This is a genomic window from Sodalis sp. C49, assembly GCF_046352915.1.
GTDB lineage: Bacteria > Pseudomonadota > Gammaproteobacteria > Enterobacterales > Enterobacteriaceae > Acerihabitans.
On sequence record NZ_CP163303.1, the window covers coordinates 1,487,858 to 1,507,286 of the forward strand.

14 protein-coding genes are annotated in these 19,429 nt (G+C 54.4%); 2 read left to right on the forward strand and 12 right to left on the reverse strand.

Annotated elements, in window-relative coordinates; genetic code table 11:
* Window positions 1-137: 137 nt before the first annotated feature.
* Window positions 138-2,744, reverse strand: coding sequence for a sigma 54-interacting transcriptional regulator (locus ABUK12_RS06665; protein ID WP_410015537.1), 2,607 nt, complete (start codon window positions 2,742-2,744; stop codon window positions 138-140).
* Between the two features lie 351 nt (window positions 2,745-3,095).
* Between ABUK12_RS06665 and ABUK12_RS06670 the strand changes: the two genes are divergently transcribed.
* Window positions 3,096-4,262, forward strand: coding sequence for a metallophosphoesterase (locus tag ABUK12_RS06670; RefSeq protein ID WP_410015538.1), 1,167 nt, complete (start codon window positions 3,096-3,098; stop codon window positions 4,260-4,262).
* A 310-nt stretch (window positions 4,263-4,572) separates the two neighbouring features.
* The gene (locus ABUK12_RS06675) at window positions 4,573-6,066 is read left to right on the forward strand and encodes a sigma-54 interaction domain-containing protein (protein ID WP_410015539.1); all 1,494 of its coding nucleotides are present in this window, start codon (window positions 4,573-4,575) and stop codon (window positions 6,064-6,066) included.
* Between the two features lie 61 nt (window positions 6,067-6,127).
* Here ABUK12_RS06675 and ABUK12_RS06680 read toward each other — a convergent pair whose 3' ends face one another.
* The 11 genes from ABUK12_RS06680 to ABUK12_RS06730 all read right to left on the reverse strand — a co-directional run bounded on the left by ABUK12_RS06680 (window position 6,128) and on the right by ABUK12_RS06730 (window position 19,424).
* Window positions 6,128-7,474: a carbohydrate porin gene (locus ABUK12_RS06680; protein ID WP_410015540.1), complete on the reverse strand. Its 1,347-nt coding sequence runs from the start codon at window positions 7,472-7,474 to the stop codon at window positions 6,128-6,130.
* Between the two features lie 250 nt (window positions 7,475-7,724).
* Window positions 7,725-9,110, reverse strand: a complete 1,386-nt coding sequence (locus tag ABUK12_RS06685; protein ID WP_410015541.1) for an MFS transporter — start codon at window positions 9,108-9,110, stop codon at window positions 7,725-7,727.
* Window positions 9,111-10,049 carry a cytochrome c nitrite reductase subunit NrfD gene (gene nrfD, locus ABUK12_RS06690; protein WP_410015542.1) on the reverse strand — a complete coding sequence of 313 codons (939 nt, stop codon included), beginning with the start codon at window positions 10,047-10,049 and terminating at the stop codon, window positions 9,111-9,113.
* Window positions 10,046-10,732: a 4Fe-4S dicluster domain-containing protein gene (locus ABUK12_RS06695; RefSeq protein WP_410015543.1), complete on the reverse strand. Its 687-nt coding sequence runs from the start codon at window positions 10,730-10,732 to the stop codon at window positions 10,046-10,048. The genes nrfD and ABUK12_RS06695 overlap by 4 nt, the downstream gene beginning before the upstream one ends.
* Before the next feature lie 152 nt (window positions 10,733-10,884).
* On the reverse strand, window positions 10,885-12,795 hold the full coding sequence (locus ABUK12_RS06700) for an FAD-dependent oxidoreductase (protein WP_410015544.1): 1,911 nt from the start codon (window positions 12,793-12,795) through the stop codon (window positions 10,885-10,887).
* Between the two features lie 342 nt (window positions 12,796-13,137).
* Entirely contained in the window at window positions 13,138-14,316 is a 1,179-nt protein-coding gene (locus ABUK12_RS06705; protein WP_410015545.1) for an acetyl-CoA C-acetyltransferase, read from the reverse strand.
* 201 nt (window positions 14,317-14,517) lie between these two features.
* On the reverse strand, window positions 14,518-15,876 hold the full coding sequence (locus ABUK12_RS06710; RefSeq protein WP_410015546.1) for an MFS transporter: 1,359 nt from the start codon (window positions 15,874-15,876) through the stop codon (window positions 14,518-14,520).
* Window positions 15,877-16,046: 170 nt separating this feature from the next.
* Entirely contained in the window at window positions 16,047-16,691 is a 645-nt protein-coding gene (locus ABUK12_RS06715) for a 3-oxoacid CoA-transferase subunit B (RefSeq protein WP_410015547.1), read from the reverse strand.
* A complete protein-coding gene (locus ABUK12_RS06720; RefSeq protein ID WP_410015548.1) occupies window positions 16,688-17,353 on the reverse strand; it encodes a 3-oxoacid CoA-transferase subunit A in 666 nt (221 codons plus the stop codon). The genes ABUK12_RS06715 and ABUK12_RS06720 overlap by 4 nt, the downstream gene beginning before the upstream one ends.
* Before the next feature lie 2 nt (window positions 17,354-17,355).
* A complete protein-coding gene (locus tag ABUK12_RS06725) occupies window positions 17,356-18,525 on the reverse strand; it encodes a thiolase family protein (RefSeq protein ID WP_410015549.1) in 1,170 nt (389 codons plus the stop codon).
* Complete coding sequence (locus ABUK12_RS06730) at window positions 18,522-19,424, reverse strand: 3-keto-5-aminohexanoate cleavage protein (protein ID WP_410015550.1); 903 nt, start codon at window positions 19,422-19,424, stop codon at window positions 18,522-18,524. Before ABUK12_RS06730 ends, ABUK12_RS06725 begins: the two co-directional genes overlap by 4 nt.
* Between the last annotated feature and the right edge of the window lie 5 nt (window positions 19,425-19,429).

The following is a 19,429-nucleotide window of genomic DNA, read 5'->3' on the forward strand; positions in this document are numbered from 1 at the left end:
CCATTAAATAAATTTTGTTTAAAAACAAAGGATTAATTATTGTTTTCCACACTAATATTTCTGTTTAAAGCACTGGAAAACCGAGTGTGGAAACATGTGCCCGACGGTAAAGTATGCCGCAAGGCCAAAGGACAGGGTCACGCCGGCTGTGGGGCGATCCAGGGCTCCATGATTTCATAAATCATCAGAACCTCGGTGACGGGCAGCGCGATGTGATATTTGCGGTTCAGCGCCAGGAAAAAGGTGTCATGCCCTGCGACAAAGGCGTGTTGGTCAGCGGTTAGCTGCGCGTCATCACGGTTATGCATCCCGGCATTGACCATGACGCGTTCAATCATTAGGGCAAGATGCATAAATAAATTAATGCGCAGATAACTTTCGAAATGTATTTTATAAAAGGATTCGTACTGCTTAATGACCGCGTCCACCTCATCAATGATCACCACCGGATTGAGAAAGTTAAGCCTGCCGGCAACGCCTTCCACAGTAAATAATTTAACCACCTCGTCAATCATTGTTTCCAGTCCGTCCGAGGTCAGCAGATCGGTAAAATAGTCGCGGCGCAATACGGCGGTTTTCTCTTTAATCAGTTGTTCCACGCTTAACAGCGGAATATAGCCCGCATCCAGATCGGTGGTAGTGATAATAAGCCGCGTGCCGTTCAGCGCCGGGTCAGAGCGGGCGATTTTCCATTTCACATCGTCATATTCCATAGTGACGATATCAATCTGATCGCAGGCCAGATAACGCTGCACGATATCTTTGAGTTTGTGCGAGATGCCTTCGCCGGAAATACAGGTAATGATAATTTTATTTCCCGGCAGCACGCCGGCGTAGTAGCGGGTTTCCACTTCATAGGCGCCTTTGACGCTGTCGATAATGTCCTTCATCGCCAGGCGTGACTGGATCTTTGAGGCAATATCCAGCGCCATGGCGGTGCTGACGTTATTGATCACCAGCAGTTCGCCATGCAAATGGAGTTTTATTTCCTCATAAATCGCCTTCAGCGACCCCATATCCACCAGGATTATCAATCCGGCGCTCTGCTTGATGGCGTCCAGGTGCTTGATCAGCATATCAATGATCTCGCGTGTCGAGGTCGCGTTGGGCATATCGAAAGCTTTAAATATATAACCGCCGGTCAGCTGATTGGCAATACCCGCCAGACTGGACGCCGTGGAGCGTCCGTGGGAAACAATCACCCCCTGGATGAGGTCATCGTCACCGGCAAGGGTGTTAAATGCGCTGCCGAGCAGCGGCGGCAACAGTAAAAAAGCCTCGTTAACGACGTGCTGTCGCAACAGGTCTACGCACTCACCGGCCAGCAACCGCGCCTTGCTGGAAACATAATCGGTTATCGCCCGCAGCTCATCGGCCTGTGCTGCGCCGCCGGCATGATGTAACGCGTAATTCAGGCACAGCCAGACAGCTTTGCGGTGATCCTGACTGAACGTCAGGCCGGTTAAGTTCTCCAGCTCATTGATGGCATGCATGGTGTTTTGCCAGACATAACCGCTGTAAGGCGAGGCCGGATTCAGAACGCCGCCGATCGTCGTCAGCAATTGTTCCAGCTTGCGATTGAGCAACAGCGTATTGCCGCTGTGGCAGAACTCTTTAAAAATGACGTCATCGCGCATCGCTTTAGGCAGCAACATCGACACATCAACGTCACCGGCCCGGTCACGATGGGAAATCAGCAGCATTTCACCGCCGCCGGAATGGAGGTGCGGCGAACTCAGGGTGATAAATTTCGCGTTATCCCCGTCGCTCCATGCGCTGGCGCACATCACCTTAATTTGGTTTTTCAATTCGCCGATATTGCCCCTGATCGGCGACATGACCAGTTGATGCATAAGGGCGGCATCCAGATGAATATCCCTTGCCAGGCTGCGTGCCTCGCAATGCAGAAAATACTCGACCTGCGCCACCCGTTCAGTGAGCGGACGTGAGATGAAATTCGGCAGCGTGACGCGCACCGGGATGCGGCGGCGGAAAGTATTGAGCAACACGGTATCAATATTTTCTGTGGTGGCGAAAATAAACCGAATGCTGGCCGGACGACGGGTACGATTATCACCGAGGCGGTAGAAATAGCCTTTATCCATAAACAGGAACAGCTTTTCCTGGTTTTCGGCGGAGAGCCGGTGAACTTCATCAAGAAATAAAAAACCGCCGTCCGCCTCATCGAAGGCGCCGCGCTTCTCCCGGTCGGCGCCGGTGAACGCCCCCTTGATATAACCAAATAATGTGCCGGACAATAGCTCAGGATTATTGGCATAATCGGCGCAATTCAGCTCGATAAGCGGTTTATCAGCCGCGATAACGCCCCGTTCCAGCGCGTAGTCATATATCACGCTGGCGAGATGGCTTTTACCCACCCCGCTTTCACCGGCCAGCAGCACCGGCAGGCCGCCGGTGGGATAATCTACCGCCGAGCGGCACATTAATACCGCTTGCGCCAGACTTCCCTCAACGCCAATCAGACGGCTGAAGGCATCCAGTGCTTTTTTTTCCACCCGCGCCAGCACGGATCGTGTTTGTGCCGTATTGACAAAAAAACGTACGGGCCGGGTGTTTTCTTTGATTAATTTCCCATCATCGCATAACCGATTGAGATAATGACTGATTACACTGCGGCCGATCGGCACTAAATTCGCGCAATCCAGCGCGGTAAAACCGCTGTGATTGCCCGAATAATGGGTCAATATGGACTGGTACAGTTTATCTTTTGCTGACATGGTCATGGTGACAATCCGTAAGAGAAACGATGCCCGGAAGGAATAGTTAGACACTAGACACTATTTTTCCCGTTAAACACTGAGCACTCTCCACCGAACTATAAAAAAATGAAACCGTGTTTTAACTATTATTTGATCTCCTTCACAATACCATTGCCCTCCTGCGGCGGCCCGGCCTATGCCCGCCGGCCGTCTCTGTGCCGTCATAACCGGCTATACCGTCAGGCATCTGCACGTCCTTAAACGGCGTCAGCAGTGCCCCGCCGCCCGCTGGGGGATAACGTCAGACGCTGACGCGGGAGAGTGAATTCGGCTATCCTGAGAGAGGTGATATCATGTAACAAGGAAAGATTATCTATGCTCCGTTCCGCATTTTTCATTCGCCTCATCAGCATAGTCACGCTGTTGCATGTGTATATCGGCGTGCGGCTCATTGCCGCCTTGCCTGTCGGCACGCCATTCAAATGGCTCGCGGCGCTGCTGCTGGCGATGTCTGCTGTGCTGATCCCGGTCGGCATGGCCGCGCGCAATATAAAAAAACAGCCGCTGTCGGACCGGCTGGCGTGGGCGGGATTACTCACGATGGGTTTCTTCTCGTCGCTGCTGGTGCTGACAGCGCTGCGCGATATAGTATTGCTTTTGCTGCATGCCGTGGACAGTTTGCCGGGCGTCACCGCGGCGACGGCGGAGTTCACCGCCGTCAGCGCGCTGTGCGTACCGCTCGTTGCCATACTCCTCACGCTGTTGGGCGTTTACAACGCGCGCCGGAACGCACCGGTGAAAAATATCGACATCCCTATCGCGGGACTGGCGGCGGGGCTGGACGGCTTTCGCATCGTGCAGATCAGCGACATCCACATCGGCCCGACCATTAAACGCGGTTATGTCGAGAAAATCGTCGCAACCGTGAATGCGCTTGAAGCGGACCTGATTGCGGTGACGGGCGATGTCGTCGATGGATCCGTGCCGCAGCTCGAGGCGGATACCCGCCCCCTTGGCGCGTTATCGGCGCGGCACGGGACCTTCTTCGTCACCGGCAATCATGAATATTATGCCGGCGCGGATACCTGGATCGCTGAGTTTCGCCGGCTTGGCTTCCAGGTGTTGATGAACGAACATGTGGTGGTTAACCACGGCGGCGCGCGCGCCATCGTGGCGGGCGTGACGGATTACAGCGGCGGCAACTTCGACCCGGCGCACGCAAGCGATCCGCAGAAAGCCATGCGCGGCGCCCCTGGCGATATCCTGTTCCGGCTTTTGCTTGCCCACCAGCCACGCTCTGCGACGGCCGCCTCGGAAGCGGGCTTCACGCTGCAATTGTCCGGCCACACGCACGGAGGCCAGTTCCTGCCGTGGCAGTTCTTTGTCCGTTTGCAGCAGCCGTTCGTACACGGGCTGGACAAGCTCAACGATCTTTGGGTATACACCAGCCGCGGCACGGGCTATTGGGGACCGCCGATACGACTGGCCGCACCGTCTGAAGTCACGCTCCTGCGTCTGGTGGCGCATCCGCCTGCCGGTTGATGGCGGGCGCCCTGATGAGGCGCGGCGATGTGCGCACCTATCGCCCATGGAGGCGATGGGAAGCCCGATCGATCGCCAATATAAGAGACAAAGAGATGCTTTTGCCTAATATGCTGGATCTTATTTCAATATCTTTACCTCTGATTTATGACTTCTTAACATAAATAAAAATGCTGTTTAATACCGGAACGATATGTGATTTCTTTCACATATCCAGCCATCAAATTTATTTATAACTTGATCTAACATTCGCTGGTTCCTTGAGCCGGTATAGTCTGTTTTACCATCACCGGTTTTCAAGAGGCCCATCATGTCCAGCGCAAATTTTCTCCAAACGGCTAACGAGGCTGGGATAGATTTCAAGAAAATCGTCGATACCCTGGAATGCCCTATCTACATAACCAACTCCAGCGGCGTAACGGAATATATCAACCTGGCTTACCTGCGTGAAAACCCCATCATAGAGGCTGATGCCATCCTTGGCCGGAGCATTGACGATATTATTAAAGAAGGAAAATATTTCAAAAGTGCGATTACCACCGAAGTTCTCAAACAAAAGAAAGAGGCCATGGCGTTTTTTGTTCATCATCTGTTACCGGAAAAAATGGCTTTTGTGTCAGGTATGCCGGTGCTTGATGAAGAAAACGAGATTGAACATGTGGTGTCTATCTTGTATGCGCAATCTTTTTTCCAGAAACTGCATGCCAAATTCAACTATCCGATTTATTCATTCGAATCCTATCATGAACCATTGGAAAAAATAACAGGGCCGGCTTCCCCACCTTTCGCTAATTTTATCGGTGTCAGCAGACCGATGGAAGAACTGAAGCGGATCATGCTGCGGGTCGCAAAAACGGATGCATCCGTTTTAATACGCGGAGAATCCGGCACAGGTAAAGAAGTGGTGGCTGAGAATATCCAAAAACTAAGCGCGCGGGCAGACCGGCCTTTTATCAAGCTTAATTGTGCGGCAATACCGGTCAGCCTTATAGAAAGTGAGCTTTTCGGTTATGAAAAAGGCGCATTCACCGGCGCCGGTTCAGGACGAGCCGGTTTTTTTGAGCAGGCCAACGGCGGAACAATATTCCTGGATGAAATCGGCGATTTACCCTTCGAGGCCCAGGCGAAATTGTTACGCGTCTTGCAGCAAAAAGAAATCGTCCGCTTAGGCAGCACTAAGCCTGTCAAACTGAATGTCCGCGTCATTGCCGCCACCAATGCCGATCTGGATAAAAAAGTCGCCGAGAGAAAATTCCGTGAAGATCTTTTTTACCGCATTAACCTTATTCCGATTCATCTCGTCCCTTTACGGGAAAGAAAAAGCGACATTCCGTTACTGACTGAATATTTCCTGCATAAATTTGATGCTCTTTATAACAGAATAATCAGATTCCCCGCCCCGACGTTGACACTGTTAGTCAATTACGCCTGGCCGGGCAATATCCGCGAACTGGAAAACATCATTGAATATTTGTATATTTGTTCCGAGGAAAATTTCATTACCGAAGAAATCATCTCTCCGCTGCTATGCAAGAATGAACAGCATCCGCAACCTGACCATCTGGATGACGAAGCATTGAATTTTTGCGCCAGGCAACTGCGCCTTAACCATACCCTGCCGGATATTCTGTCGCGAATTGAAAGGACTGTATTGGCGCTGGCCCAGGATAAATATAAAACCACCTATCATATTGCCGCCGCCCTGGGCGTATCCCAGCCCACCATCGTCAGGAAAATGCAATCCCTGGGGCTGGGACGCAGGAGGTTCGGTACGGATACGAATATGATTTGCCATCAGCAATGATAACCGTAAACACATTTTGCCGGCGCCAGGACGGGCCGGCAGTTTTCCCTGTTCGCAGCCCTCACAGACCAAGCAGTTTTTCCAGCATGACGTTGACCTGGATCCAGAATGTGTAGCCATCCTCTGGTTTGACGTTGGTATAGGCATACTGGTAATTGGTGTTGTTCCAGACCCGAGACCCGGTCATCGTTAAATTGACCTCCGGCGTGAGCATAAAGGAAGCGTCGATACTTAACTGCTGTTCGTTACGCGGCACCTGCCACCCCGTTCCGCCCAGGGAATCGTACATATCCTGCAAATAACGGTGTTCGCCATCCGTCAGCCTGCCCCAGCGGAAAGTCAGGCCGTAGCTGTCATCGGGACGGCTCTGCCAGGGGCCCGACCAGATAAGCCCGACATCAGCCAACGTGGCTATTCCCGTGTAGGCATCCGATTGCAGGGTTTGCGACCAGCTGCCGTGCAGACTTACGGCGCTGGGCGCGGGATTGTGGGGATCGGCCCCGCCATCACGCCGCCATAAGGCTTTTTTTGCCGTAAGATAAAAGCCGGAAACCCCTTTATGGGTAATCACCGCCGAGCTGCCGTCGTATACCTTCGAGGTGCCGTTCACCGTGGCGTAGGCATCGTTGTATTGCAAATTATTGTGGAACGCCAGGACCTCCCAGTTGAAGGGATAGGGCTCCTGCCGCCAGCTGGCGCGCCGCGCTAAATTAGCGACCAGCAGGGTACTGCCGGTATCTAAGTCGTCGTCCCACCGTTCCCAGCCGTTGGTGAACGGAAACGCCTGGTAGGTACGCCAGACACCGATATTGGACTCCAGCGCCGGCGTAAAGTGATAGCTGGCGCGTGCGCCCCAGCCGGCGTAAGGCGCGGGGGCGAACCCCGCGGTTTTATTCAGTACGGTATTTATACAGGACGACGGCACGTTACAGTTGCTGAAACCGACAAACTGGCCGGGATTGCTCTTGCCCAGTTCAATGGAGAGCCGATCGTTAAACAGTTGCTGTTCATAACCGAAACGCAGCAAATGCGAGACCTTGGGGATATAGGGCGGCGGATCGCCGGCCAACATGCCGCCGGCGTTATTGCCATAGAGAGTATTATGGGCGAAGGGCACCCATAGTTGCATAAAGTGGACCGTGCCGCCGGGTATGAATCCCATACGATCGAGATCGAAATCCGCGCCGGCAAAAAACATCGTGTAGGCCTGCTGCTCGTCGGTGGAAGTCCCCGCGCTGGGGTTGCCCAGCCAAAGCTGAGAGGCCATGATATGTGGGGTAACGCCGTGCTCCGACAGCCATCCCCCGGCATCGGACAGCGGCCGTCCTGAAGATTCCGCGTCGCTGGCGGCAAACGCCGCGCTGCTCGTCAGCGCTATGCCGCAGGCGATCGCGCCGGAACATAGCATTCTATTCCATATATTATGAGGCGTTATTTTCATTGTTCTATCCCATTGAGGTAATAGGACGGAAACGGCCGGCCACGAATATATTCAATGACGGCCCAACCGCGATAGCATGCCCTATTCCGGGCGCGCTATCAGCGCGTTGTTTTTCCGGCTCTGGTTATCATCGATAATTACATTTTGTTAAAACATCAGATGTCATAACTACCTAATATTACTGGCAGTCAGGATTATTCTTTAAATAACCGCGTTATTACTTCTGCGTTTCCTGCACAAAAACATCGCCATCGTTTTTATCCAGGCGTAAAAAAATAAAGCAACATAAAAACAAACCAAAACTCATCAATAAAAATGACACATGGTAATTTTCCAGCCCCCTGGCGTTAGCGGCGTAGTTAACATAATGAAGCACCGTAAATGTTAACGTAACGCTTATTATGATTGAAAGCAGCTGGCTCAGTATCAGCAAGCTGTTGCCGGCGTGATAGGTCTCATTGGTTAACTCGCTGAACGTCAGAGTATTCATGGTGGCATACAGGACAGAAGTAAACACCCCCAGAATAAATATCAATATAACGACGCTATCCAGCGAGCCGTTCAACCCAGGAAGAGTCAAAGAATAGATTAACGCAGCACTTACCGTCGTCGCGATAAGCAACAAACACCGGTAGCCGCACCATATCAATGCCGGGCGCAGCAGGAACCGGGCGCTTATCGAACCCGACGCCAGCGACAGCATAATGATACTGACACCCCTCGGTGAATAGTTAAATTCCCGTTGCAGCATCAGCGACAGGACTAAAGGTACCGACGCTATAAAAATCCGCACGCAAATATTACTGGCTATGCCTACGGCAAAGGTTCTGTGACGAAACAGCGAAAGAGTGAATAGCGGATCATTGGTATTATCTTGGTGATTTTTATAGCGATATAACAACAGCATTGCTATTAGGAAGAATATAATTACCCACATTCCGGTAAAATAGTGTTTGCCGATGCCCAACAAGCCAAGCAAGATTAATAACAACGCCGGTACCACCAGCATAAATCCTATGGTATCGAATTTTCCCCGCATTCTTGATGTTAGCTGTTCGGGCATATATTTTTTTGCCAGGACGACACAGATCAGGCATAGAGGAATATTTACCAGAAAAATCATGCGCCAGGAGCATGTGGTTATCAGCAGTCCGCTTAGCGGCGGTCCCAGCAGCGTTCCGCCCAACCCCAATAACGTGATCTTATTTAAGGCGGATAATTTTTCCGCCGGGAGGGTCGTTTTTAAAATGACCACGCGCGTCACCGGCAGCATTAGCGCTCCCCCAATGCCCTGTAAAAAACGCGCCAGGATAATGGCGGTTAACGTATCCGCAGCGGCGCACAAAAACGAGCCAAGGCTAAATAAGCCCAACGCTAAGAGATAGATTCGCCGATAGCCGTATGTATCCGCCAGCCAGCCGCATACCGGCGTAAAAACCATCACTGTCAGCATATAAGACACCACCACCATCCCCATGCTAAGGGAGGACTGATGTAATGCCTGCGCCATGGAGGGGATAGCCAGATATAACATGGTGGTATCCAAAGATTGCATAAAAAAAGTTAATGATGCAACGCTCACAAGCCAGGTTAAGTTGTTCATTTATGCCATTACCATCTGTCCCGCATACAATATAAACATGCGCAGCATAAACACGCTGCACAATGCGACGCCCGACATCGATAGCCAATAAACTTTATGGGAGGTGATACGGCCTGCGCACAGCAACCTTAAAGCCATAGGCAATACCATACCCAGTCCCACCACGCCAAGCCAAAACACGGCCCCCCAAAAACCGCTCAGGGCATTTAATGCCGCGGCCTCCTTTTGTCCGCCGCCAAAAATCAGGCCGATAAAGAAAACCGCCAGCAGGCCAAGCTCGGTCAAGATAAGCGGCGGTTCCAGTCGGTGAATAAAAGCCAGGGACGGCGAATAAACCGATTGTTTACAGAACGTCAGTCCGCAAAATATCGCCATGGCCACCCCGGATGTCAGGCCGGAGACCAGGAACAGCAGAGGCAATACCGGGTTATTCAATAACGGATAGGATTTCAGGGCCAGCAAGAGGAAGCCGGTATAGACCCCGAGCAGAATGGCCAACAAAAATACCGCCATATCAAGCCGGCGTTCCCATCCCGCGATGAAAAAAATAATCCGTTTCAGCCATCTTGATTTAATCATATCAAGGAGGTATTGCTGATAGATGGCGATAATCCAGAGTATGAGCACCGCCATATAAACCTGGAATAACATTACCCCCAGCGACATAACCGAATGGGGATTATAAAACACCATCAAATACCAAAAAGTCCACGAACGCGCCAAATGAAAAATAAGGATCACCAGCCCAAGAACAACCGTTAAAGGCGCAATAACTACCGTCGCCTTGATAATGCCGTCGCTGCCGGCATTTGCCACGAGGAGTTGCCTTTTAAGCAAAACGGCTATGATAACCATGCCTGATGAAATACCTATTAATAATAAGTAAATGGCAATGGGCCAATCCCAGACCAGGGTAGCGAAATGAAACGCAGTGTTCATCCTCGTATCTCTCCAAATTTGCCGGCGATATGATAGAGCTTGGGGTGAGTGCCTAAATATACTTTTTCACGGTATACCGTTTTGCTGGCGATGAGTTTGGCGATATCGCTGTCGGGATCGTCCAGATTACCGAAGGTCAGCGCCTTCACCGGGCAGATCGCCACGCAGGCGGGGGGCTTGCCGGCGGCCAGATTGGTATCACGGCAAAAATTGCACTTATCCGCCGTCTTCGTCAGCGGATGGATAAAGCGCACGTGATAGGGACAGGCGGCGATACAGTACCGGCAGCCAACGCACCGATCGTGGTGGACATCAACAATGCCCGTTGTAGCGTCTTTATAAGAAGCGCCGGTAGGGCAAACCGCAACGCACGGCGGGTTATCGCAATGCTGGCAGGATTTACGCTTGAACTGTCGCGAGGTTTTATCCATCTCCCGGTACGTGCCGTTATCCAGAATATCCAGCCGTGTGACTTCCTCCGGAACATTATTGACTTTGTGACAGGCCCGGACACAGGCACGACAGCCAATGCAGCGGGTTTCGTCATGGATCATGCCGTAGCGGATATTACCCACAATGAGAGTTTGCGGATTAATGACCTCCGCCAGAATACGGTTAATTGAATTGGCCGCCAGCACGGCTCCGCCTATTCCCATAATAAACCCGCGACGCGACACGCCCATAACGACCCCTTATTTAAATATAATGCGCGAGCAATGCTTCATCCCTTGCCGGTATCCTGAAGCAAGGTATTATGCTCCTGTATTTCACCAGCCCATTTGACTGTATAGGGTACAGTTTGAAGACACTGTTTAGCCCTCTCGCCCTGCTGATATTAATGAGCGGCCGCGATGGTTTCCGCCGCGTTTTCCCCGGCAATGCGGCCTGAATTCAGCGCAAAGCCATTAGCTAAGCCTTCATAAGGCGGATAAGAGGGTCCACTGTAAAAACCTCCGGCGACATTGCCCACCGCATATAATCCCGGGACAGGTTTGGCGTTAATATCGGTGACCTGTAATTTGGCGTTAACCCTTACCCCACCGATGCTGCTTAAACTCACCACCTGGGTTTCAAACGCATAGAAGGGTCCGGTTTTCACCGGATAAATCAGATAATCCGGTTTTTTGCCAAAGTCCGCGTCAACTTTGGCTTTGATCAGATCGTTATAACGGGAAACGGTTTTCTCCAATTGGCCGGCTTCCACACCCATATTTTTTGCCAGTTCTTCCAGTGTCTGTCCTTTGAAAATATTTTTACTTTTACCCCCATCGACAGCGGTATCCGCCAGCGCCGTGAAATCGCCGCCCTTGGGAGGATTGGCCGGACCGGCGCCGGATAAAGGAAAGGGGAATGATTTTTTGGTAAAAGCATTCAGCGTCTGATTATCGAGAATAATGTAATATTTACCGCCCACCGAATAAGACACATTTGCCCAGTACGCCGAATCATACACCAGGCCTTCATCGCCAAATCGCTCACCGTTGGCGTCCACCCATAATAATGGTGATTTCAATAACCAAATAAGGGGACTATCATTTTCGGCATTGCCTTTATCGGCGGAAGCTGACGAAGTAATTCCCACCAGTTTACAGGCGTGAATCAATGCGGAATGAAAGTTCCACTCCGCCCCGCCGGCGGCCCAGGCCATTTTGAGGCCTTCGCCCTGATTCGGCCAGGCCAGGATATGAATATTCGGTGTATCCATCACGTCCCGTATTAATTTTTCATTACCGCCGAACCCGCCGCTGGCGATGATAACCGCCTTGGCGTGGACGAGTAATTTGCCACCGTCCGCCTTTTGCGCAATGACGCCGGTGACTTTGCCGTCTTGTTCCTGAATCAATGATGTCACAGCGGTACTTTTGAGCAATTCTCCGCCATATTGCTGGAAGTCGGCATAGAGACTTTTATAGGCGGCATTGGTGTTGAGATAATGGTGGTAAATATCAGACTTGATAGGATCATCCATGTGCGCCTGCTGTAATTGGTTGGTGTCTTTGGCGGCGGTCTTAATCTCCAGCTTCACGCCATGTTTTTCCATCCAGTCAGCCGTTGAACCGGACTTATACACAATGGCTTTAGTCAGCGGGCCATTGGATAAAAAGTGGTTGTAATCCAGCAGCCGGTGCGTCAGGTCCTGCGGGGTATATTTCATCCCTAAGGATTTTTGCAGCGCCGATCCCACGGCAAAAAAGCCGCTGGCCATATTGCCGCTGCCGCCCACCACCGCGGATTTCTCAATCACCAGCACCTTAGCGCCTTTTTCCGCCGCGGCCAGCGCGGCGGCGGTGCCGGAAGTGCCGCCCCCCATGACCACCACATCCACCGTTTTCTCCTCATCGGCGACTGGGTCTGCGGTTTTAGCCGATACGCTGGTGTATTTGCCGATATCCGCGCCGGCCTTCAGCAAGGCCGCCTTGGCGGCTTGCTTAACGGCATCGCTGGTTTCGGTGGCGCCGGTCATGCCGTCCACGTCCAGGCTTTGCCTATCAAGGATGGACTTGGCGACCAGAGGTCCCGCCACGCCGCCCAGTTCAGGGGTTTCTCCGGATGCGTCGGCGACGATATTTTTAATCGTTCCCGCTTGATCAATGGAAACCGTGACCCTGACATCACTCTCCTTGCCTTTGGCCGCAGCCGTATAATCGCCGGCGGTAACGGCCGCGTTGGCCGACAGACCCGCAGAGCAGCCCAGAATGAGCGCAACCAGTGCTGATAAGCTTTTTTTCACGTAATCGTTTTTCATAGAATATCGTTCCGCTTATATAAGTTTTATCTACCCGCGATATTGAGCAAAGTTAGTGCCAATATTAATCCACGTCCGAATTTATCGGGCACATGACCTAAAATGATTGCAATTGGCTTTATTACGCGTCATTGCCAACTTCGCCGCACTTATTATGTCGGTTTTCAATCCTGGCTATAAAAAATATCGTCAAAGCCGGGATATAAAACCAGCCCGTAAAAACAGTAATCATCCATTTTTGTATTTTTAATGCATTTATGAATTAAGACCTGTACTCGGCCTTAAATTATTCCCGTTTTTATTTTTTAAGCCCCTATTTTCCCCCTGACGGTAAGACATATGTCACAGGCGTTCCACCACGACCGCCACCCCTAATCCCCCGCCGACACACAGGGTTGCCACGCCGAAGGTTTTGTCCCGGGCCGCCAGGGCATAGAGCAGCGTTACCAATATCCTGGCGCCGGAGGCGCCGATGGGATGGCCCAGGGCGATGGCGCCGCCATTGACGTTGGTTTTGTCTTCATCCAGCCCCAGCTCATGGCCCACCGCGGCGAACTGCGCGGCAAAGGCTTCATTGGCCTCGAACAGGTCAATATCACCGATACCCAGACCGGCCCTCTTCAGTGCCGCGCGCACCGCCGGCACCGGCCCGATGCCCATAAACGCCGGGTCGACGCCGCAGGTGGCATAACCGCGGATCCGCGCCAACGGCCTGATATCGAGTGCGCGGGCCCGGGCTTCGTTCATTACCACCAGCGCGGCCGCGCCGTCATTGATGCCGGAGGCATTCCCCGCCGTGACGCTGCCCTCAGGCGCAAAGGCCGGACGCAGCCTGGCCAGGCCCTCGGCGCTGACATCCCCGCGCGGATGTTCATCCGTATCGAAAATAATGTCGCCTTTTTTGCCGGGCAAGATCACGGGCAGAATCTCATTACGGAACGCGCCGTTGCCAATGGCCGCCACCGCCCGCTGCTGCGAGCGCAGGGCAATCTGATCCTGCTCCAGCCGGCTGATGTTATACCGGACGGCGACATTTTCCGCGGTGATGCCCATATGGTATTGATTAACACTGCAAAACAGTCCGTCATGCACCATGCTGTCGATAATGGCGCCTTCCCCCATCCGGTAGCCCCAGCGGGCTTTATCCAGCAGATAAGGCGCCGCCGACATATTTTCCATCCCGCCGGCCAGGACAATCTGCGCATCGCCCGCGGCGATAGCCTGGGACGCCAGGATGACGCTTTTCAAGCCGGACCCGCAGACGACATTGACGGTGGTCGCCGGGGTCTTTTCATTAATGCCGGCATGCAGCATCGCCTGACGGGCCGGGTTTTGGCCCAATCCCGCCTGCAGGACATTACCCAAGAAAACCTCGTCGATAATATCGGGCGGGATACCGGCGCGCCTGAGGCTTTCCAGCGCCACCAGCGCGCCCAACCGGGGGGCGGCCAGCGACGCCAGACTGCCGCCAAAGCTGCCGATTGCGGTACGCACGGCACTGGCAATAACAATTCCCGTCATATTGACCTCCTGCTGAATCTCATTATATTTCTCCAGGAAACCCTGTCTTATTAGAATGCCTGTTACGATTTAATCAGCGTCCGCTTTATCCCGATGAATAATCGCGGCAATTATTATTTCCGGCACATTGCCGGCGGTTGTTTTTGATAAATTCATCCTATTCAGGTTCGGGTAAAAACCTATTTGATTCTCTTTTCGCCATTAACGAAGGCCGGGGTGTTCGCCGGATGTTGGCGTCAATGTTCCTATCGGCGTCACATCGGTTTGCCAAATCAAAATCAATGTCACGGCGCCGACCCCTACCAAGAGGAGATAAGCGCCGGTATATCCGCCCAGATAGGTCAATCCCAGCGCCAGAATGGAAAATGCGAAGCAGCGTACAATGGACTGGATGGGCGCGATAATGCCGATGGCCCGGATATAGGCTTTGCGCGGAAATTTAGTGGCAATCAGCGCGGTACTTAAATTGGTGGCGCCCGCCAGGCTAAAACCGATCATCAACAGAGAAATCCACAGGGTCAGCGCATTAAATTGGACGATGTTGATAACCACCGATACCATCCACCACAAGGTGTAAATGGAGATGGCCGCTTTAATGCCCACCTTTTGGTTTAGCCAACCCCAGCCATAGGCGCCGAAGGTGCCGAACAGCGCCGCCAGGGTCATATAGAAGATGGCGGTGCCCAGTTCAAATCCCATTCCCATCAGGCGGGGCACAATCTGGCTCACCACCCCCACCAGCATGATATAGATACCGCCGGTGGCGATGCCCATGAACCAGACGTCCTTCATGCGAAGCAATTGACCGGTGGTGACCGGGCAAATGTAGTCTGAATGCGCGCGAATCCGTTCGGCCAGTTCCTCGGCGGTAATGGGCGCATTGTCCGGCGCGCGGCCGATGTCTTCCGGTTTGTTGGCGGCAAATAGCGCCACCAGCAGCGCGGTGGCGAACATCAGCAGCGAGACGCCCCAAAAGCCGTTATGCACGCCAAACCATGAGAAACACCCGGCCAACACCGGCACGAAAAAGGCGCTGGAAAAGGTTTGCCCCATGGTGCACCAGCCCAGCGCCAGACCCTGTTTACGGATAAACCAGTTGGCGATAAGAGCGGTTCCGCCCAGATAGGCGAAACCGGTGCCGAAAAAACAGACCCCGGCAAACAGTACGGTAAAACCGGTTAGCGTCCCCCAGTAGCCCAGCAGGCCGAAACACAAGCCGCAGGCGATAAGGCAGAAAACGATATTAAATTTCGGTCCCTTCTTTTCACACAGCTTGGCGCACAGGGGCCCCGCCAGGATTGAAGCCCAGGAGGCCGGGGTCGCCAGCGCCAGCAGCGCGTTGTACTCCAGGTTAAAGGTGTTGGATAAGGCGGGCAGGATCACATTCAAGCCATGCGTTACGGCGCCCGCGGCCAGCCAGAACATCAGGGCCTGGAAACAGATAATGGTCCATCCATGGGGGCCGAAACTGCTTTTGGTGGCGGAAAGATGATCGTCCCCCCGGGTAGTAAGATCGACAGTCTTCTGTGGCAGCGCCAGGTGTTTTTCTTGCCCAGTCATAATGGTCAGCTCGTTGTACGCAGTCGGGCCGCGCCCGGGGATGCGTAGTGGGTTTATCGGGATGTTGCGCACGGTTGCCGGTTTTCCGCCCCGGTTTCGACGTCATCGCCCGTGTCGTGATCTGGCGCAAATCTACCTGGAGCGCTTTTTATCACGGTGTCCTCCGGACGCTATATTTCCATGGTTTTCAAGACATCGGCCACAATCAGCCGCGGCTCGACCTGACGCTGGATGTCCTGTTGGGTCAATCCCGCCAGGAGTTCCACCAGCACCAGCCCGTCCGGGGTAACGTCAATCACGCACTGTTCGGTAACGATATGATTGACACAGCGTTTGCCCGTCAGGGGATAACTACAGGCGTTGACGATTTTGCGTGCGCCATCTTTAGCGCAAAGCTCCATGGTGATAATGACCTTGCGGGCGCCGTTCACCAGGTCCATCGCCCCGCCCATGCCGAACACCCGGCCGGGCTGGGCCCAATTGGCCAGATCGCCGTTTTGCGCCACTTGCAGGGCGCCCAGCACCGACGCCGCCAGTTTGCCGGAACGGACCAGGCCGAAGGATTCCGCGCTGTCGAATGAACTGGCGCCGGGCACCGGCGCAAAACGCATGCCGGTGGCATTGCAGAATCCTTCCGTCGCCAGCATGCCCGAAGTGAGCGGGCCCATGCCCACCAGGCCGTTTTCGGTATGGAACATTACGCCGGGCTGCGCGTAGTCGCCGCACAGGCTGGGAATGCCGATGCCCAGGTTGACCACATCGCCGGCGGAAAAATACCCTGCGGCACGCTTTGCTATCCTTTCACGGGCATTCATTGTCTTTCTCCTCGCGTTGTCAGGATCTTGTCCACATAGACGCCCGGGGTCACGATGCGATCCATGCCGTATTCCTCCAGGTCCACCAGCATGTCCGCGTCCACCAGGGTTACCCTCGCCGCCTTGGCCACCAGTGGATTGAAGTTGCGCATGGTGCCGCGATAGGTCAGGTTGCCCAGCGGGTCGGCGGTACGGGCGCGCACCAGGGCGATATCCGCCCGCAACGCGGTTTCCAGCAAATACAGTTCTCCGTTTACCACCACCCGGTGTTTCCCTTCCTCGACTACGGTACCCAGGCCGGTTTTGGTCAGAACGCCCCCCAATCCCGAACCGCCGCAGCGGATCCGCTCCGCCAGGCTGCCCTGGGGCACCAGTTCCAGTTGGAGTTTTCCCGCCGCCACCAGCGCCACGGTTTCGGTATTGCGGCCGATATGGGAGGCGATAAGCTTATCCACCAGACCGTGATGAATCAGGCGGCCGATGGTGAGGTCGGCGTCGCCCGAATCGTTGGCAATCAGCGTGAAGTGCCTGGCGCCGCTGTCTATCACGCATTGGATCAGGTGATTGGGTACGCCGCAATTGGCGAACCCGCCGCAAATCAGCGTCTGGCCGTCTTGAAAAAGACGGGTGATGTCATCGGCTAAGGCATATTTTCCCGGCATGATTAATTCCTCGTCAGCAAAACCGCCACGCCCTGGCCGCCACCGACACAGAAGGCGATAACGGCCTTGTCCAGGTTGCGGCGCTTCATTTCATACAGGGTTTTCGCGGTGAGGATTGCCCCGGTGCCCGCCAGGGGATGTCCCAGGGCGATGGCGCCGCCATTGGGATTGACCCGTGCGGGATCCATACCGATTTCCCGGATGCAGGCCAGCGATTGAGCGGCGAACGCCTCGTTCAGCTCCCATAAATCGATATCGCCTACCGCCAGTCCCGCCTGCTTTAGCAGTTTGGCGGTGGCGGGAACCGGTCCCAGTCCCATCAGGTTGGGATCCACTCCCGCCGCCGCGTAGCCGCGAAAGACGCCCAGGATCGCGTGGCCGTTTTTTTCCGCCAGCGAACGTTCCATCAGCACCATGGCACCGGCGCCGTCGCTCATGGGCGAGCTGTTGCCGGCGGTCACCACGCCGTCTTGTTTGAAACTGGGCCGCAGGGAAGCCAGGGCGTCCAGGGAACAATCGGTGCGCAGCGGCTCATCGCGCGACACCTGGGTTTGCCGGCCTTTTTTGTCGGTTACGGGCACCGGCACAATCTGCTCCTCAAACCGGCCCGCCTGCCAGGCGGCGCCGGCCAGCCGGTGGCTGCGCAACGCGAACTCGTCAAGCTGGCGGCGGGACAAACCGTACCTGGCGGCCACATTTTCGGCGGTGATGCCCATGGGCGGGTTGCCCAGACTATCCGGCGACGTATGGATATCGACAAAGCGCGGCGGCTGTACCGCATAGGCGCTGTCGGTTTTTTCCAGCTGCCAGGTGCGACGGGAATCGCTTTCCACCCCGCCGGCGACAATAACGTCGGCGAAACCGGCCGCGATCTGGATAGCGCCGTAGGCCAGCGCGTTTAGCGACGCGGCGCACTGACGGTCCAGGGTTATCCCCGGTACGGAAACCGGCAGCCCGGCCTCCAACGCCACCATGCGGCCCATGTTATTGATTTCGTTATTCATCAGGTTGGCGAATATCACATCATCAATGCTTTCCGGCTCGATGTTCGCGCGGGCCACCGCTTCCCTGACGGTAAGTGCGCCCAGGATATGCGCCGGTACCGCCGCCAACACGCCGCGGCATTTACCCACCGGGGTACGAACCGCCGATACTATGACTGCGTCTCTCATAACAACCTTCTTTTGCATGCCTGCAGGACCCGCTGGGCGGGCCCGGGTAAGGCCTGGTTTATAACGGCCGGAGCCCCAGCAGTTTTCTTGCCTGTTCGGGTGTGCGCCACCTCTTTGCCGAACAAGCGGATTGCCTGTGCGGCGCGCTCCACCAACTGCGCATTGGACGCTTTTACGCCCTTGCGGAAATAGACGTTGTCTTCCAGCCCCACGCGGACATGCCCGCCCAACGCTATGGCGGCGTACAGCATGGACATATGCGCCTTGCCGACGCCAAATGCCGACCAGGTGGCCTCGGGAGGGATGTGCTCACGGAGATAAAGCAGGTTCTCTACCGTGGCGGGCATTCCCCCCGGCACGCCGAGGCAGAATTGATAATGCAGCGGCCCGGCCAGCTTGCCCTGTTCGACAAAATACCCGGCGATGCCCAGCATGCCGGCATCGAAAATCTCCACTTCGGGTTTGATGCCCCGGGCGGTCAGCACCTCGCCGAGAGCGCCTAAAAACTGCGGGGAATTGATAAACACGCCGCCGGGCATCCAGTTAAAGGAACCCGCGTCCCAGGACGCCATTTCTATCCCGTTCAGGTTGGCCACATGCTCCTGCCGCTGCTTATCGCTGGCCCGATGGTCGCCGGAGGTGGTGCAGTTGATAATCACATCGCAGTCATGGCGGGCGCGCAGCAGACGGATGGTTTCGGCAAATTTTCCGCTGTCCATCGTACCCAGCCCCCGATCGTCGCGCATATGGAGATGAACGATGGCGGCGCCCCGCTGCCAGCAGCGGTACGCGTCCGCGGCAATTTCTTCGGGCGTCAGCGGAATATTTTCATTGATGTCTTTTGGTGTCACCGCGCCGGTCAATGCGGCGGATATGATGACGTCGTTCCCTGTATTCATGGACC

Excerpts from the sequence above, each read along its gene's own strand:
- ABUK12_RS06670 (WP_410015538.1), top strand. The coding sequence starts at position 3,096 with ATGCTCCGTTCCGCATTTTTCATTCGCCTCATCAGCATAGTCACGCTG.
- ABUK12_RS06695 (WP_410015543.1), bottom strand. The coding sequence starts at position 10,732 with ATGGGCGTGTCGCGTCGCGGGTTTATTATGGGAATAGGCGGAGCCGTG.
- ABUK12_RS06730 (WP_410015550.1), bottom strand. The coding sequence starts at position 19,424 with ATGAATACAGGGAACGACGTCATCATATCCGCCGCATTGACCGGCGCG.
- ABUK12_RS06715 (WP_410015547.1), bottom strand. The coding sequence starts at position 16,691 with ATGAATGCCCGTGAAAGGATAGCAAAGCGTGCCGCAGGGTATTTTTCC.
- ABUK12_RS06685 (WP_410015541.1), bottom strand. The coding sequence starts at position 9,110 with ATGAACAACTTAACCTGGCTTGTGAGCGTTGCATCATTAACTTTTTTT.
- ABUK12_RS06680 (WP_410015540.1), bottom strand. The coding sequence starts at position 7,474 with ATGCTATGTTCCGGCGCGATCGCCTGCGGCATAGCGCTGACGAGCAGC.
- nrfD (WP_410015542.1), bottom strand. The coding sequence starts at position 10,049 with ATGAACACTGCGTTTCATTTCGCTACCCTGGTCTGGGATTGGCCCATT.
- ABUK12_RS06720 (WP_410015548.1), bottom strand. The coding sequence starts at position 17,353 with ATGCCGGGAAAATATGCCTTAGCCGATGACATCACCCGTCTTTTTCAA.
- ABUK12_RS06725 (WP_410015549.1), bottom strand. The coding sequence starts at position 18,525 with ATGAGAGACGCAGTCATAGTATCGGCGGTTCGTACCCCGGTGGGTAAA.
- ABUK12_RS06675 (WP_410015539.1), top strand. The coding sequence starts at position 4,573 with ATGTCCAGCGCAAATTTTCTCCAAACGGCTAACGAGGCTGGGATAGAT.
- ABUK12_RS06665 (WP_410015537.1), bottom strand. The coding sequence starts at position 2,744 with ATGACCATGTCAGCAAAAGATAAACTGTACCAGTCCATATTGACCCAT.
- ABUK12_RS06710 (WP_410015546.1), bottom strand. The coding sequence starts at position 15,876 with ATGACTGGGCAAGAAAAACACCTGGCGCTGCCACAGAAGACTGTCGAT.
- ABUK12_RS06700 (WP_410015544.1), bottom strand. The coding sequence starts at position 12,795 with ATGAAAAACGATTACGTGAAAAAAAGCTTATCAGCACTGGTTGCGCTC.
- ABUK12_RS06705 (WP_410015545.1), bottom strand. The coding sequence starts at position 14,316 with ATGACGGGAATTGTTATTGCCAGTGCCGTGCGTACCGCAATCGGCAGC.